This is a genomic window from Pseudomonas sp. LRF_L74 (assembly GCF_965644255.1).
Classification (GTDB): domain Bacteria; phylum Pseudomonadota; class Gammaproteobacteria; order Pseudomonadales; family Pseudomonadaceae; genus Aquipseudomonas.
Genome location: NZ_CBFFRH010000013.1, coordinates 82,733 through 98,250, shown reverse-complemented (window position 1 = coordinate 98,250; position 15,518 = coordinate 82,733). Strand labels below are relative to the sequence as shown.

The following is a 15,518-nucleotide window of genomic DNA, read 5'->3' as shown; positions in this document are numbered from 1 at the left end:
GTTACTGGCGCATCCCCCGTCCACTCACCAGCAACCGCACACAGGCCACATAAAGCACGGCCGCAGCCACCAGCATGAAGGCGATGGCGATGCCGATGCTGATGTCGGACACACCGAGGATGCCGTAGCGGAAGGCGTTGACCATGTGCAGGATCGGGTTGGCCAGCGACACGGTCTGCCAGAACGGCGGCAGCAGCGCGATCGAGTAGAACACCCCGCCCAGGTAGGTCAGCGGCGTCAGGACGAAGGTCGGGACGATGGAGATGTCGTCGAAGTTGCGCGCGAATACCGCGTTGATGAAGCCGCCCATGGAAAAGATGATCGCCGTGAGCAGCACCACCAGCACCGTCACCCCCAGGTGATGCACCTGCAGGTGGGTGAAGAACAGCGACAGCACGGTGACGATCAGCCCCACCGCCAGGCCACGCAGCATGCCCCCGGCGACGTAGCCGATGAGGATGATGTGCGGCGACACCGGCGAGACCAGCAGCTCCTCGATGTTGCGCTGGAACTTGCTGCCGAAGAAGCTCGACACCACGTTGGAGTAGGAGTTGGTGATCACCGACATCATGATCAATCCGGGCACGATGTACTCCATGTAGCTGAAGCCGCCCATGTCGCCGACCTGCCGGCCGATCAGGTTGCCGAAGATCACGAAGTACAGAACCATGGTGATCGCCGGGGGCAGCAGGGTCTGCGGCCAGATCCGGGTGAAGCGGCGCACTTCGCGGGTGACGATGGTTTTCAGGGCCACCAGGTTGGCCTGCAGTTCCTGACTCATAGCGCCACCTTCGCCAGATTCTTTTCCACCAGGGAGACGAACAGCTCCTCCAGGCGATTGCTCTTGTTACGCATGCTCAGCACCTCGATGTTCTGCGCCGCCAATTGGCGGAACAGCTCGGTGATGCCCAGGCTCTTCTCCACTTGCACTTCGAGGGTGTGGTGGTCGAGCAGCCTGGCCGGGTAGCCCTGCAATGCGGGCGGCGCTGGCAACGAGTCCTTGAGGTCGAGGACGAAGGTTTCCAGGTGCAGTTTGCCGAGCAGGGCCTTCATCGAGGTGTTCTCGACGATGGTGCCGTGGTCGATGATGCCGATGTTGCGGCACAGTTGCTCGGCCTCTTCCAGGTAATGGGTGGTGAGGATGATGGTGATGCCCTGCTGGTTCAGCTCGGTGAGGAAGGTCCACATCGAGCGGCGCAGCTCGATGTCCACGCCGGCGGTGGGCTCGTCGAGGATCAGCAGGCGCGGCTCGTGCACCAGCGCGCGGGCGATCATCAGGCGCCGCTTCATGCCGCCGGACAACTCGCGGGATGCCGAATTGCGCTTCTCCCACAGCCCGAGCTGGGTCAGGTAGCGCTCGGCACGCTCGCTCGCCACGCGGCGGCCGATGCCGTAGTAGCCGGCCTGGGTGGTGACGATGTCGATGACCTTCTCGAACTGGTTGAAGTTGAACTCCTGCGGCACCACGCCCAGGCAGCGCTTGAGCGCCGAGGGCTGGGCGTCCAGGTCGTTGCCGAACACCTTGACCGTGCCGCCGGTCTTGTTGACCAGGGTCGAGAGGATGCCGATGGTGGTGGATTTACCGGCGCCGTTGGGGCCGAGCAAGGCGAAGAAGTCGCCTTCGGCGACTTCCAGATCGATGCCCTTGAGGGCCTGGAAGCCGTTGCCGTAGGTCTTGGTCAACTGCCGGATGGACAGGGCTGAACTCATGAGGAACCCGCACACGGTGGAAAAGGAAAGTTAAATGAGCCCGACGAGGCGTTTTGCAACCACGTCCAGCTCCTGTTCACGCTCCTGGCGCGCAGGATGCTGAACGGACGCTCAGGTCAATGCCGTCATCACCGCCCGCCGATAGGCTGGGCGTTCACCCAGGCGTCGATACCAGGCGGCGAGGTTGGGCAGGTCGGGACGCGCGATGGGCATCTCGAACCAGGCATAGACGAAACAACCCAGGGGGATGTCACCCATGGCCAGCGCCTCGCCAGACAGGTAGGGCTGGCTGGCCAGGGCCTGGTCGGGCACCCGCAGCAATTCGCCGCAACGCGCCAGTGCCGAGGCGATCAGCGCCTCGTTGCGCTGCTCGGGCGGCGTACGCAAGGTGCCCCAGAACAGGTCGCGAAACGGCACCGCCAGGCTGGAGGTGGTCCAGTCCATCCACTTGTCGCCGGCGGCACGCTGCGCGGCATCGCGTGGGTAGAGCAGACCATCGCTGTAGCGGGCGGACAGGTAGCGCACGATGGCGTTGGACTCCCAGAGCAGCAGTTCACCATCCTCGATCATCGGCACCAGGCCATTGGGATTTTTCGCCCGATACTGCGGCTCGTCGACCAGGCCAAACGCACCGCCCGCCTCGATCGACTCGTAGGCCAGACCGATTTCTTCCGCGCACCAGAGCACCTTGCGCACGTTCGAGGAGTTCTTGCGCCCCCAGATTCTCAGCATCGACAGCCTCTCTTGTAAGGATTCACGACCGGGCTGCACCCTACCACGCGAACCGCAAGGTTACAGGCAGGAATATCGATGGTCTTCATCAACGCCATGCATGATTGCGCCACACACAGGTGCGACAGCCGGACGCACGCCGGCCTGATCGGCTAACATGCGCCTACTCATAAGAACACGGCTCTCGCATGACCTATTCCGTCACCCCTGTCGGCTTCGTCCACTCCTGTTTCAAGGAGAAGTTCGCCATTCCCCGCCAACCCTTGCTGGCGCCTGCCGCGCGCGGTGTGCTGGAGCTTGCGGCACCGTTCGACAAGGGCGCCGCGGTAGCCGGGTTGGAAAAAGTCAGCCACGTCTGGCTGCTGTTCCTGTTCCACCAGGCCCTGGAGGACAAGCCGCGGCTCAAGGTGCGCCCACCGCGCCTGGGCGGCAATGCCACGGTCGGCGTGTTCGCCAGCCGGGCGACCCATCGTCCCAACGGCATCGGCCAGTCGGTGGTCAAGCTGGACAAGGTCGAGCCTGGGCGCCTGTGGCTGTCAGGCATCGACCTGCTCGACGGCACGCCAGTGCTGGATATCAAACCCTACGTGCCCTACTCCGATCTGATCGCCGATGCCCAGAACGGCATCGCCGACGCCGCCCCGGAACTGATTCCGGTGGAATGGGAAAGCCTGGCCCTGCGCCAGGCCCAGGCCCATTCACGACGCCTCGGCCAACCGGTCACCGAGCTGATCGAACAGTGCCTGGCGCTCGATCCGCGCCCGGCCTACCAGGTGCCGCAGCCCGACCGCCGCTATGGCGTGCGCTACTGGGACGTGCAGGTGCGCTGGCACTACCCCGAGCCCGGACGCATCCGGGTGCTCGAAGTGGTGCAGGCAGAAGACTGAAAGCGGCCTGCGGCCTCGCTCGAAGCCGATGACCTGTGAGGCTGGACGGCTGCATCGAGGCAAGAGCGGACGTTCGTGCGATGACTGTTACTACGCGTTGTGTTTAGCCGTCATTCCCGCGAAGGCGGGAATCCAGAAGCGCCTTTTATTTGGGTTCCCGCCTTCGCGGGAATGACGGTATAGCAAACGTCCGCTCCTGCCTCGGAGGAGCCTTTCACCCGCTTTTTTCAAGCCTGTCGCTGGCAGCCAGGAATATCGCCACGAGCCGCTCGATACCAGCCTGGTCCGCAGCTGAAAAACGGCCGACCAGGGGGCTATCCAGATCGAGCACACCGATCAACCGCTGACCTTGCAACAACGGCACCACCAACTCGCTGTTCGAGGCGCTGTCGCAGGCGATGTGGCCGGGAAAGGCATGTACATCCTCGACCCGCTGAGTGCTGCGGGTTCGTGCCGCAGCGCCGCAGACCCCACGACTGAACGGAATGCGCGTGCAGGCGACCTTGCCCTGGAACGGTCCCAGCACCAGCTCTTCGTCGCGCTTCAGGTAGAAGCCGGCCCAGTTCAGGCCCTCCAGTTCGGCGAAGAGAAAAGCGGCGAACTGCGCGCTATTGGCAATGAAATCCCGCTCGCCAGCGAGCAACGCTTCGAGCTGCGCGGCCAGCAGGTCATAGCCCCGCAGGCCGCTGTCGGCGCCGGGCAACTCGTTCACGGCGCCACCTTGAGCAATTGCAGCCCCACCCACTGACGGGCGAACTGGTAGGCACAGCGGCCGTTACGGTTGCCGCGCCCGGTCGCCCAGCGAACCGCCAGGATTTCCAGATCGTGGTCCCACTCCCACTGCAGGCCGCTGGGCTTGGCCAGCACGCCGATCCAGTGGCGCACCACCGCCAGGAAATGCTCCTGGGTGAACGGATAGAACGACAGCCACAGGCCAAAGCGATCGGACAGGGCGATCTTGTCCTCCACCGCTTCGCTCGGGTGCAGCTCGCCGTCGACGTGCTTCCAGTTGAGGTTGTCGCTCTCCTTCTCCGGCACCAGATGGCGGCGGTTCGAGGTGGCGTATAGCAACACGTTGTCCGGGGCACGCTCCAGGGAACCATCGAGCACGCTTTTCAGCACCCGGTAATCGCCATCGCCCGACTCGAACGAGAGGTCGTCGCAGAACAGCACGAAACGCTGCGGCAGATCGATGAGCATCTCCACCACCCGTGGCAGGTCGGCCAGATGGTCACGCTCGATCTCGATCAGGCGCAGCCCGGACTTGGCGTGCGCGGCCAGCAATGCCCGCACCAGCGAGGACTTGCCGGTACCGCGCGAACCCCACAGCAACACATGGTTGGCTGGCAGGCCGTCGACGAACTGCTGGGTGTTGCGCGCCAGTTGCTCACGCTGGCTGTCGACCCCGACCAGGTCGTCGAGGCTCAGGTCCAGGGTCACCTCCAGGCCTTGCAGATAGCCACTGCGCCCTTCCCGGTGCCAGCGGGCAGCTACGGTTTTGTTCCAGTCCACATGCTGGCGCGGCGCGGGCAGAATCGGTTCGAGGCGCTCCAGCACCTCCTCGGCACGTTGCAGAAAACTCATCAAGCGTGAATCCACGATCTACTCCTCGTATAAAGTGTCCCTGCATCACCACTCAACATCATGAGAGGCCGCGCGCTCACCGATGGGATTAATGAGTTGCGGTTAGATTCTCAGAAAGGCAGCTTGGGCTATGCTTTGCTCTGCGCCCGGACCCAGGACTAGCGTTGCCGATGGATATATCGCTCACCAATCGCCTGTCGTTCAAACAGGCCAGCATCACGGTCCTGGTGGCATTCATCCTCGGCACCCTGCTCTCCCTGGTCCAAGTAGGTCTGGATTATGCCAGCGAAGACGCAGCGATAGACCGGGAAATCCGCTCCCTGCTGGAAATCAGCCACAATCCGGCGGCCCGCATCGCCTATAACATCGACGCCGAACTGGCCCAGGAACTGGTCGTGGGCCTGCTGCGCTCGCCGGCGGTGATACGCGCGGAAATCATCGACAGCAGCGGCCTGACCCTCGCCTCCGTGCAACGCCCGGCCTCGCGGAGCGGCTATCGGGTACTCAGCGACATGCTGTTCGGCGACAGCCGCCAGTTCGTCGACCAGTTGTTCGTCAGTCACGAGCCCGACGAATCTCTCGGTGTACTGCGCCTGCAGGTCGATACCTATGCCTTCGGCAACCACTTCCTGGAGCGCAGCCTGCTGACCCTGCTCACCGGCTTCGCCCGCAGCCTGCTGCTGGCGCTGATTCTGCTGGTGCTGTTCTATTTCATGCTGACCAAGCCATTGATAAGCACCATCCGCTCGCTCACCGAGCGCGATCCGAAGAAGGATTTCGAACCGATCCCCTGCCCCAGGAACCATGAGCTGGACGAAATCGGCACGCTGGTAGCGGTGATCAATCAGCAGTTGTCGAGCATCCACGATGTCATCGACCTGCGCCGCGAAGCTGAAGATCGCCTGACCCAGTACCTCGGCGAGCTGGAACACATCGTCTCGGCCCGCACCGCCGAGCTCAAGGCCACTAACGCCCGCCTGACCCTCTCCAACAACGACCTGGAAGCCGCCCGGCGGACCGCCCTGGAAATGGCCCAGGCACGCGCCAGCCTGCTGGCCAGCATGAGCCATGAAATCCGCACGCCGCTCAACGGCCTGCTCGGCATGCTCTCCCTGACCCTGGATGGCAAGCTGACCGACGAGCAGCGCCAGCAACTGGCGATCGCCCATAACTCGGGCAAGATCCTGGTCGAACTGCTCAACGACATCCTCGACCTGTCCAAGCACGAAGCCGGTCAGCTCGAACTGGAACGGATTCCTTTCGACCTCGGCACCCTCGCCGAGGATACCGCCAGCCTGCTGTCGCAGAACGCCAGCCCCATGGTCGAGCTGACCTGCCTGGTCGACCCGCGCTTGCCTGCCCTGATCCTGGGCGATCCGACCCGTGTCCGGCAGATCGTCAGCAACCTGCTGTCCAATGCGCTCAAGTTCACCCGTACCGGCCGCGTCGACTTGCGAGTGAGCCCCACGGCCAGCGGCGTTCGCGTCGAGGTACGTGACACCGGCATCGGTATCGCCGCCGAGGCGCAGGCACGGATCTTCCAGCCCTACACCCAGGCCGGCGCAGGCATCACCCGCCAATATGGCGGCACCGGCCTCGGCCTGGCCCTGACCCGGCGCCTGTGCGAAGCCATGGACGGCAAGCTGGTCGTGGAGTCGGTGGAGGGTGATGGCAGCCGCTTCGTTGCCGACCTGCCTCTGCCCTCTCATCAACCCGCGCAACAATGGACCTTCCTCAAAGGCCAGGCCACCACGCTCTGCCACCCGGGCAGTGGCCTGGAAGAACTGCTGGCAGGCTGGTTGCCACACTGGGGCCTGGCTTTCCGCCAGCGCACCCAGGAAGAACTGGGCAACCAGGTCGAGTGCGATCTGCTGATCTGCGACGACAGCAGCCAACTGCCAGGCCTGCGCCGCGCCACCCAGGCGCCGATCCTGCTGGTCACCTCCTATGGCGGCTTGCTCGGCACGGAAGGCAGCGAGCCGCTCGCGCCATTCAGCCAACTGGCCCGGCCGCTGTCACGGGCCGCCCTGTACAAAGCCCTGCAGCAACTGCTGAGCCCAGGGCAAACGGACCAGCCACCAGGCACGACCGATGTCCCCGCCAGCCTGCACAAGGCCCGCGTGCTGCTGGTCGAGGACAATGCGGTCAACCAGATGGTCGCCCGCGGCATGCTGGTCAAGCTGGGCTGCGAGGTAGGCATCGCCGCCAACGGCGTCGAGGCCATCGAGTATTTGCAGGAGAATCCGGCGGACCTGGTGCTGATGGACTGCAACATGCCGGTCATGGATGGCTACGAAGCCACCCGGCGTATCCGCCAGATGGCGAACTGGCCCGAGCTGCCAATCATCGCCCTGACCGCCAACGCCCTGCCCGAGGAGCGCGAACGCTGCCAGGCCGCGGGCATGGACGATTACATGGCCAAGCCATTTCGCCGCGAAGACCTGGTCGCACTGCTGGAGGCCTGGCTGCCGATAGCGCCGTAAGAACCTGTTCACGATCTCGCGAGCTAGAGTAAAACAGGGGCGAAAGTGACCGAGGAAGCAGAGTTTACGAGTTGTAAATGAGCATTCCGAGGTCGCTTTCAACCTTGTTTGGCCGACGCGCAGCAGATCGTGAACAGGTTCTAAGAACCACGCTGCGCACGCCTCACATCAGCAAGGCTTCGATTTCATCGCGCAGCGCCTCGGGCTTGGTGGTCGGCGCAAAACGCTTGACCGTGCGCCCCTCGCCGTCGACCAGGAATTTGGTGAAATTCCATTTGATGCCCTGGCTGCCCAGCAGGCCAGGCGCGCGTTTCTTCAGGGCGACGAACAGCGGATGGGCACCGGGGCCATTGACCTCGACCTTGCGAAACAGCGGAAAGCTGACGCCGAAATTCAACTCGCAGAACTCGACGATGCCCGCCTCGTCCCCCGGTTCCTGGCGGCCGAACTGGTTGCACGGAAACCCCAGTATGACCAGGCCACGTTCCCTGTAGGCCTGCCAGAGCGCTTCCAATCCCTGGTATTGCGGGGTGAAACCGCACTCGCTGGCGGTGTTGACCACCAGCAGGGCCTTGCCAGCGTAGTCGGCAAGGGTCTTCTGCTCACCCTTGATGTCGATGACGGGGATCTCAAGCAACGCGTCGCTCATGGCTGCTACTCCTAGGGAATGGCTGCAAGAGTAGCCAGCGTCCGAATCAGGTCGCAAGTGAACGCTCGATTCGCCGCCTGCGGCCGCTAGCGCGCGTATTTGCGCGACAGCCCCGGCGGAATCTCACTGAGGTCCGCGGCCTGCCACGGCCCATTCGGATGCGACGCCCAGCTCCAGCCATCCGACCAGCGATAGTAGGTGCGATCGCGGTAGTAGGTCCGATCCGGCAGGACGTACACGTTCAACGTCGTGTCCCAGTAGCTGTTGCCGCCCGGTGGCGGTGCGAAGCGCGGGTGCGACGGCAGGCGGGTCGGTGCTGTCGTCGGGGTCACCGGAGGGGTGATGGTCGGCCCGGAACCGGATGGCGTGGCGGGTGGCTGGGTAATTACCTGGCCACCACCTGGCTGAGGCCCGCTGGTGGTACAACCGGCCATGACGGCCAGCAAGGCCAGGCAGGCGAGGTGTTTGAAATGGATCGACTGACGAATCACTGCGGTGTGTCCTGGGTATCGATGATCAGCGTTTGCAGCGCACCGGTGGCGCTGGCGATATCGGCGCTGCGGCCGATCCACTCACCGGCCTTCGCGTCGCCTGCACGGGAGATGCGTGCCACCAGTTGAACCTGGGCGAAGGCAGAAAGTTTCAACTGCGGCATCATCGCGTCGGCATCGGACAGCTCGACTTCGGCAGGCAGATCACTGACTTTCAAACGCTTGGCTGCCAGCGGCATCGGCGGGCCGGAAGCGGCACGGGCGAAAACGAACACCGCGTCATCGGCAGCAGCCTTGTCTTTCACGTTTGGCGCCAGTTCGACACGTACACGCAACCTGTGCTCCGCAGCAGGCGCCTCGACCTTCTCTCCCCGCGCCAGCAATTGCTCGCGTGCCTTCTGGATACCGCCCTCGATGGCCTGGCGTGACGGATCGTTCTCCGGCATCAGGTTGGCCAGCCGTTGCCAATAATCGATGGCCTCGGCGAAGCGCTGGCTCTCGAACGCGGCAATCCCCAGCAGCCCCAGGCTGGTGACTTCCTGCGGATCGGCCTTGAGCGCTTCATCGGTCAGCGTCTGGACCTGCTCGGACCAGGCCTTGCCATTGGCGAAATACAACGCCTGCGCCCATTGCCCCAGCAACTCCGGCGCACGCCCTGCCACGCCTGCGGCCTGCTCATAGGCATGCGCCGCTTCGGCAGGACGGTTCTGCGCCATGTACAGGCGCCCCAGGTAATACCAGGACTCGGCCGAATCAGGCTGCTGCTTCACCGAGGCTTCGAGCCGGGCGGTCATCTCCGGGACAGTCAATTGGCGATTGTCGGCCATGTCCCTGATGGTGCCGAGCGCGCCCCAATGCCAGTAGAGGCCGGCCGCGACCAGCGGCACCAGCAGCGCGGCGATCAGCGGCACCGCGCGCCCAAGCCGGGAGGCACGCCGCTGTTCGCTGTCTTCGGTATCAGCCAGCAGTTCGCGGGCGGCCTCGGCCTGCCCGGCCTGCAACTGCCCGTCGCTCAGCGTACCGGCCTGGCGCTGGGCCTGCAGTTCGGCCAGGCGCTCCTGGTACAGTGCCACGTTCAGCGCGGTACGGTCTTCCTCGGTCTGTTTCTTGCGCCCACGCAACACGGGCAGCAGCAGGAAAGCCAGGGCCGCCAGCAACAGCAGGCCGGCGGCGAGCCAGAATTCGATCATCGGTCTTGGTTTTCCTGACGGTTGAGCAATACGGCGAGGCGCGCGCGTTCATCGGCGGAGAGTTCTCCGCTCGCCGACGCGAGGCCAGCGCGACGGCGTCGGGCCACCAGCACGCCGAGCACCAGCGCACCACAGCCGAGCAGCGCGAACGGGCCATACCACAACAGGTAGGTGCGACTGTCCACGGGTGGCTTGTAGCGCACGAAGTCGCCGTAGCGCAGGACCAGGAAATCGACGATCTCGTCGTCGCTCTTGTCCTCGTCCATCAGGCGCAGGATTTCCCGGCGCAGGTCCTTGGCGATGGGCGCATCGGAATCGGCGATGTTCTGGTTCTGGCATTTCGGGCAGCGCAGCTCTTCGGTCAGGCTGCGAAAACGTTCACGCTCGGCATCGTTCTTGAACTGATTGGCCTCGATGGCCGCCTGGGCCAAGCCGCCGATCATCAGCAACAGACAGGCGAAGAAAATGCGCTTCACGGCTTGCTCTCCAGCGCCTGGTACAGCGGTGCCAGCTCTTCGCGCCAGACCCGCTCGTCGATGGCGCCGATGTACTTGTGGCGAATGATGCCCTGGGCATCGACCAGGAAGGTCTCCGGCGCGCCATACACACCCAGGTCGAGCCCCAGGCTGCCGTCGTTGTCGACCACGTTGCGCTGGTAGGGGTCCTTGTAGTCGGCCAGCCACTTGCGCGCGGCCTCGCTGTCGTCCTTGTAGTTGACGCCGTGGATCACCACGCCGGTCTCGGCCAGGCGATTGAGCATCTGGTGCTCGGCCTTGCAGGTCGGGCACCAGGTGGCCCAGACATTGATCAGCGCCGGGCGGCCCTTGAGGTCGTCCTGGGTCAACAGACGCTGCGGCTCCTTGAGATCGGGCAGGCTGAAGGCCGGCAGCGGTTTGCCGATCAGCGCCGAAGGCAGCTCGCTCGGATCATGGAACAGGCCGCGATAGAGCAGCACCGCCATGCCGAGGAACAGCAGCAATGGGATCAGCAGGACCAGACGTTTCATGCTGCAACCTCCCTCAGCCCGAGTACATCGCGCACCCGCGTTTTCACCTTGACCCGATAGCGCTTGTCGAGTGCCGCCAGCAGGCCGCCCAGGCCCATCATCAGACCGCCCAGCCAGATCCAGCGCACGAACGGCTTGATGTGCACGCGCACCGCCCAGGCACCGTTTTTCAGCGGCTCGCCAAGGGCGACGTAAAGATCGCGGGTAAAGCCTGGGTCGATGCCCGCCTCGGTCATCGGCATGCGCTGCACGGTGTACAGGCGCTTCTCCGGATGCAGCAGCGCCACTTCCTCGCCGTCATCGAGCACGCGGATGGTGCCGCGATCCGAAGTGAAGTTCGGCCCTTCATGGTGCTTGGCGCCCTCGAAGACGAAGCGATAGCCGCCCAGTTCCAGCGACTCGCCCGGCGCCAGGCGCAGGTCGCGCTCGGCACTGCCCTGACTGACCAGCACCACACCCACTGCGCACACGGCCATGCCCAGGTGCGCCAGTTGCATGCCCCAGTAGCTGGAAGACAGGTTTCCGATACCCTTGAGCAAGCCCTTGTGGCGGGTCTTGTCGAGCAGATCGCGCAGCCCGGCGAATACCACCCAGCCGGCCAGCAGGAATACCGCCAGGGCCGCCCAGTGGAAATCGTCCGCCAGCAGGCTCGCCAGCGCACCAAAGGCAACGCTGGCGAGCAGCACCGGCGTGAGCATGCCGAGCAGCCACTTCACCGGCGTGTCCTTCCAGCGCACCAGGATGCCGACCGCCATCACCAGCATCAGCAAGGCCATCAGCGGTACGAACAAGGCATTGAAATACGGTGGTCCGACCGACAACTTGGCGCCATGCATGGCGTCGAGCACCAACGGGTACAACGTGCCGAGCAGGATCATCGAAGCGGCGACCACCAGCACGATATTGTTGGCCAGCAGCAGCGTCTCGCGCGACCACAGGGCAAAGCCCACCTGGCTCTTGACCACCGGGGCGCGGATGGCGAACAGGGTCAGCGAACCGCCGATCACCAGCAACAGGAAGGCGAGGATGAACACCCCGCGTGCCGGGTCGGTGGCGAAGGCATGCACCGAGGTCAGCACACCGGAGCGGACCAGGAAGGTGCCGAGCAGCGACAACGAGAACGCGGCGATGGCCAGCAGCACCGTCCAGCTCTTGAACACCCCACGTTTTTCCGTCACCGCCAGCGAGTGGATCAGCGCCGTGCCGACCAGCCAGGGCATGAACGAGGCGTTCTCCACCGGGTCCCAGAACCACCAGCCGCCCCAGCCCAGTTCGTAATAGGCCCACCAGGAGCCGAGGCTGATGCCGATGCCGAGAAAGGCCCAGGCGACCATGGTCCAGGGCCGCGACCAGCGCGCCCAGGCCGCGTCCAGCTTGCCGCCGAGCAAGGCGGCGATGGCGAAGGCGAAGGCCACCGAGAAACCGACGTAGCCCATGTACAGCATCGGCGGGTGCACGATCAGGCCGATGTCCTGCAGCAGCGGATTGAGGTCGCGACCGTCCTGGGGCACGTTCGGCAGCAGGCGTTCGAAGGGATTGGAGGTGATGATCAAGAACAGCAGGAAGCCGACGCTGATCATGCCCATCACCGCCAGCACCCGCGCCAGCATGACCTCGGGCAACTGCCGCGAGAACACCGAGACGGCGAAGGTCCAGCCACCGAGGATCAAGGCCCAGAGCAACAAGGAACCTTCGTGGGCGCCCCACACCGCACTGAACTTGTAGTACCAGGGCAAGGCGCTGTTGGAGTTGCTGGCGACGTAGGCGACCGAGAAATCGTCAGCCATGAACGACCAGGTCAGGCAGGCGAAGGCGAACAGGATGAAAGCGAACTGCCCCCAGGCCGCCGGTTGCGCCAGGCCCATCCATTGCCGGTCGCCACGCCAGGCGCCGATCAGCGGCAGGCTGGCCTGCACCAGCGCCAGGCACAGGGCAAGGATCAGCGACAGATGGCCGAGCTCTGGAACGAACAGACTCAGGTTCATGCTCAGCCCTCGTGCTTGTCAGGTTGCTGGCCGCTGTCCTTGAGCGCCTTGGTCACCTCGGGAGGCATGTAGTTTTCATCGTGCTTGGCCAGCACTTCATCGGCGATCAGCGCGCCATTGGCGTCGAGCTTGCCGAGGGCGACGATGCCCTGCCCTTCGCGGAACAAGTCCGGCAGGATACCGCGATAGCGGATGGTCACACGCTGGGCGAAATCGGTGACGACGAATTCCACGTCCAGGGAATCGCCACTGCGCTTGAGCGAGCCCTTCTCTACCATGCCGCCAGCACGGATGCGGGTGTCTTTAGGCGCGTCGCCGCTGGCGATCTGGGTCGGGGTGTAGAACAGGTTGATGTTCTGCTGCAGGGCTGAAAGCGCCAGCGCCACGGCGATGCCTGCGCCGGCGACGATGGCGAGGACGATGTACAGGCGTTTTTTGCGAACCGCGTTCACTGCTGGGTCTCCCGGCGCAAACGGCGCGCCTCGTCTTGCAGGTAACGCCGCCTGGCCAGGATCGGCAAGGCGACGTTGAGCAGCACCACGGCTACCCCGATGCCATATGCCGTCCACACGTAAGGGCCGTGTTGTCCCATGGCAATGAAATCGGCGAAAGACGAAAAACTCATGGGCGCCCTCCTGTCAGCCGGCCGATTTCGGCCTTGACCCAACTGCTGCGCGCCTCGCGCTTGAGCACTTCGAGGCGCATGCGCATGAGCAGCACGGCGGCGAAGAAGCAGTAGAAACCGAGCACCGCGAGCAGCAGCGGCAGCCACATGTCGACGCTCATGCTGGCCTTGCCGGTGATCTTGAAGGTGGCCGGCTGGTGCAAGGTGTTCCACCACTCCACCGATTTCTGGATGATCGGGATGTTCACCGCGCCGACCAGCGCCAGCACGGCGCAGGCCTTGGCCGAACTGTCACGGTTACTGATCGCCTGGCCCAGGGCGATGATGCCGAAGTAGAGGAACAGCAGGATCAGCATCGAGGTCAGGCGCGCATCCCAGACCCAGTAGGTGCCCCAGGTCGGCTTGCCCCAGATGGCGCCGGTGACCAAGGCGACGAAGGTCAGCCAGGCGCCGATGGGCGCCGCCTGCTGCAGGGCGACGTCGGCCAGCTTCATCTTCCAGATCAGCCCCACCGCGCCGGCGATGGCCATCATCAGGTAGCAGGACTGGGCGAGGAACGCGGCAGGCACGTGGATATAGATGATCCGGTAGCTGTTGCCCTGGTATTTCTCCGGCGGTGCGAAAGCCAGGCCCCAGACCAGCGCGGTGAGCAGCAGCAGAACGGCGGCGGCAGCCAGCCAGGGCAGCCAGCGGCCACTCTTTTCATAGAACCACTTGGGCGAGCCCCACTTGTGAAACCAGGTCCAATTCATCACGGCAACTCTTTGGGTCCTGCCGCGTTGTCCGCAACGGCATCGGACCTGTTTTTTATTCGCCGACGCTGATCTTCAGCCCGGCGGCGATGGCGAAAGGTGTCAGCGTTACCGCCAGGGCACTCAGACTCGCCAGCCACAACAAATGCCCATCGCTGGGCAAACCCTGCAACGCAGCTTGCAGGGAACCGCTGCCCAGGATCAACACCGGTATGTACAGCGGCAATATCAACAGCGCCAGCAGCAATCCACCGCGCTTCAGGCCGACCGTCAACGCCGCGCCAACCGCCCCGAGCAAGCTCAGGATAGGCGTACCCAGCAACAGTGACAGCAACAGTACCGGCAAACAGGCCATCGGCAACCCCAGCATCAGCCCCAGGGCCGGCGACAAAATCACCAGCGCCAGCCCGGAGAGCGCCCAGTGTGCCAGTACCTTGGCCAATACCAGAAGAGGCAGCGGGTGCGGCGAAAGGACCCATTGTTCCAAAGAACCATCCTCGAAATCGCTGCGGAACAGCCCATCGAGCGACAACAGTACCGACAGCAAAGCCGCGACCCAGACGAGCCCGGGGGCGATGCGCTGGAGCAGTTGGCTCTCTGGCCCGATCGCCAGGGGGAACAGGGCGATGACGATGGCGAAGAAGACTAAAGGATTAGCCAGCTCAGCCGGACGTCTGAACAGCAGGCGCGCTTCGCGGGTGAGCAGGTGCATAAATACGCTCATGCCGTTTTCCGCCCGAGCTCGAGTTCACGATAACCAGCCGGCTTCACACTCAACTGATGGTGCGTGGTGAAAATGACGATGCCGCCACCCGCGCAATGAGCGGCCAGATGGGCTTCCAGCTGCGCCACGCCAGCCTTGTCCAGGGCGGTGAAGGGTTCGTCGAGAATCCACAGCGCCGGCCCGTCGAGATACAGGCGGGCCAGCGCCACGCGTCGCTGCTGGCCGGCCGATAGCGTGTGACAGGGCACGTCTTCGAAGCCACGCAGGCCAACGGCGGCCAGCGCCTGCCAGATCGGCTCGCGGCGGCTGGGCTGATGCAGCGCACAAAGCCAGGCGAGGTTCTCTTCGGCGCTCAATAGCCCCTTGATCCCCGCTGCATGACCGATCCAAAGCAGGCTGCTCTGCTCTTTCTGCGCGCCGACCGGCTCGCCATTGAGGGTTACCCTGCCAGCGCTGGGTTGCATCAACCCGGCCAGCAGACGCAACAGGCTGGTCTTGCCGCTGCCATTGGGACCGCTGACCTGCAACAGCGTGCCAGCCTCGATTCGCAGGCTGAGATCCTCGAACAACAGGCGCCCATCGCGCTCACAAACAAGGCCATCGGCTGCAAGATGCAAAGTGGTCAAGACATGGCTACCCATCGGCGGTTCAAGTCGGCACGGTCGCGGCCGCTATAATGGTGCACATGATCGCGGCCGCT

At 64.2% G+C, this 15,518-nt stretch carries 18 protein-coding genes; 2 read left to right on the top strand and 16 right to left on the bottom strand.

What is annotated here, in order from left to right; all coding sequences use genetic code 11:
• Position 1: 1 nt before the first annotated feature.
• From ACSZPK_RS24870 to ACSZPK_RS24860, 3 genes are all read right to left on the bottom strand, one after another.
• The gene (locus tag ACSZPK_RS24870) at positions 2–781 is read right to left on the bottom strand and encodes an ABC transporter permease (protein ID WP_437884302.1); all 780 of its coding nucleotides are present in this window, start codon (positions 779–781) and stop codon (positions 2–4) included.
• Complete coding sequence (locus ACSZPK_RS24865) at positions 778–1,710, bottom strand: ABC transporter ATP-binding protein (RefSeq protein ID WP_437884301.1); 933 nt, start codon at positions 1,708–1,710, stop codon at positions 778–780. Before ACSZPK_RS24865 ends, ACSZPK_RS24870 begins: the two co-directional genes overlap by 4 nt.
• 111 nt (positions 1,711–1,821) lie before the next feature.
• Entirely contained in the window at positions 1,822–2,442 is a 621-nt protein-coding gene (locus ACSZPK_RS24860) for a glutathione S-transferase (RefSeq protein WP_437884300.1), read from the bottom strand.
• A gap of 188 nt (positions 2,443–2,630) precedes the next feature.
• Here ACSZPK_RS24860 and tsaA point away from each other — a divergent pair, with 188 nt between their 5' ends.
• Complete coding sequence (gene tsaA / locus ACSZPK_RS24855; RefSeq protein WP_437884299.1) at positions 2,631–3,329, top strand: tRNA (N6-threonylcarbamoyladenosine(37)-N6)-methyltransferase TrmO; 699 nt, start codon at positions 2,631–2,633, stop codon at positions 3,327–3,329.
• A 214-nt stretch (positions 3,330–3,543) separates the two neighbouring features.
• Here the strand turns inward: tsaA and ACSZPK_RS24850 are convergent, their stop codons facing one another.
• Both ACSZPK_RS24850 and ACSZPK_RS24845 read right to left on the bottom strand, forming a co-directional pair.
• Positions 3,544–4,041, bottom strand: a complete 498-nt coding sequence (locus ACSZPK_RS24850; protein WP_437884298.1) for a GAF domain-containing protein — start codon at positions 4,039–4,041, stop codon at positions 3,544–3,546.
• Positions 4,038–4,928 carry an ATP-binding protein gene (locus tag ACSZPK_RS24845; protein WP_437884297.1) on the bottom strand — a complete coding sequence of 297 codons (891 nt, stop codon included), beginning with the start codon at positions 4,926–4,928 and terminating at the stop codon, positions 4,038–4,040. The genes ACSZPK_RS24850 and ACSZPK_RS24845 overlap by 4 nt, the downstream gene beginning before the upstream one ends.
• A 155-nt stretch (positions 4,929–5,083) precedes the next feature.
• Between ACSZPK_RS24845 and ACSZPK_RS24840 the strand changes: the two genes are divergently transcribed.
• The gene (locus tag ACSZPK_RS24840) at positions 5,084–7,396 is read left to right on the top strand and encodes an ATP-binding protein (protein WP_437884296.1); all 2,313 of its coding nucleotides are present in this window, start codon (positions 5,084–5,086) and stop codon (positions 7,394–7,396) included.
• A 163-nt stretch (positions 7,397–7,559) separates the two neighbouring features.
• On the opposite strand, the gene ACSZPK_RS24835 is transcribed toward ACSZPK_RS24840, so the two are convergent.
• The 11 genes from ACSZPK_RS24835 to ccmA form a co-directional block, all read right to left on the bottom strand.
• The gene (locus tag ACSZPK_RS24835; RefSeq protein WP_437884295.1) at positions 7,560–8,045 is read right to left on the bottom strand and encodes a glutathione peroxidase; all 486 of its coding nucleotides are present in this window, start codon (positions 8,043–8,045) and stop codon (positions 7,560–7,562) included.
• Between the two features lie 86 nt (positions 8,046–8,131).
• Positions 8,132–8,536, bottom strand: a complete 405-nt coding sequence (locus ACSZPK_RS24830) for a hypothetical protein (RefSeq protein WP_437884294.1) — start codon at positions 8,534–8,536, stop codon at positions 8,132–8,134.
• Positions 8,533–9,726, bottom strand: coding sequence for a c-type cytochrome biogenesis protein CcmI (gene ccmI, locus ACSZPK_RS24825; RefSeq protein WP_437884293.1), 1,194 nt, complete (start codon positions 9,724–9,726; stop codon positions 8,533–8,535). Before ccmI ends, ACSZPK_RS24830 begins: the two co-directional genes overlap by 4 nt.
• Positions 9,723–10,202, bottom strand: coding sequence for a cytochrome c-type biogenesis protein (locus ACSZPK_RS24820; protein WP_437884292.1), 480 nt, complete (start codon positions 10,200–10,202; stop codon positions 9,723–9,725). Before ACSZPK_RS24820 ends, ccmI begins: the two co-directional genes overlap by 4 nt.
• Positions 10,199–10,732: a DsbE family thiol:disulfide interchange protein gene (locus ACSZPK_RS24815; protein ID WP_437884291.1), complete on the bottom strand. Its 534-nt coding sequence runs from the start codon at positions 10,730–10,732 to the stop codon at positions 10,199–10,201. The genes ACSZPK_RS24820 and ACSZPK_RS24815 overlap by 4 nt, the downstream gene beginning before the upstream one ends.
• Positions 10,729–12,717, bottom strand: coding sequence for a heme lyase CcmF/NrfE family subunit (locus ACSZPK_RS24810; protein WP_437884290.1), 1,989 nt, complete (start codon positions 12,715–12,717; stop codon positions 10,729–10,731). Before ACSZPK_RS24810 ends, ACSZPK_RS24815 begins: the two co-directional genes overlap by 4 nt.
• Positions 12,718–12,719: 2 nt before the next feature.
• Positions 12,720–13,169 (bottom strand): cytochrome c maturation protein CcmE, encoded by a 450-nt coding sequence (gene ccmE / locus ACSZPK_RS24805; RefSeq protein WP_437884289.1) that lies wholly within the window; start codon positions 13,167–13,169, stop codon positions 12,720–12,722.
• Entirely contained in the window at positions 13,166–13,342 is a 177-nt protein-coding gene (gene ccmD / locus ACSZPK_RS24800) for a heme exporter protein CcmD (protein ID WP_437884288.1), read from the bottom strand. Before ccmD ends, ccmE begins: the two co-directional genes overlap by 4 nt.
• Positions 13,339–14,097: a heme ABC transporter permease gene (locus ACSZPK_RS24795; protein WP_437884287.1), complete on the bottom strand. Its 759-nt coding sequence runs from the start codon at positions 14,095–14,097 to the stop codon at positions 13,339–13,341. The genes ccmD and ACSZPK_RS24795 overlap by 4 nt, the downstream gene beginning before the upstream one ends.
• Before the next feature lie 52 nt (positions 14,098–14,149).
• Positions 14,150–14,818, bottom strand: a complete 669-nt coding sequence (gene ccmB / locus ACSZPK_RS24790) for a heme exporter protein CcmB (RefSeq protein WP_437884286.1) — start codon at positions 14,816–14,818, stop codon at positions 14,150–14,152.
• Complete coding sequence (gene ccmA / locus ACSZPK_RS24785) at positions 14,815–15,459, bottom strand: cytochrome c biogenesis heme-transporting ATPase CcmA (protein ID WP_437884285.1); 645 nt, start codon at positions 15,457–15,459, stop codon at positions 14,815–14,817. The genes ccmB and ccmA overlap by 4 nt, the downstream gene beginning before the upstream one ends.
• Between the last annotated feature and the right edge of the window lie 59 nt (positions 15,460–15,518).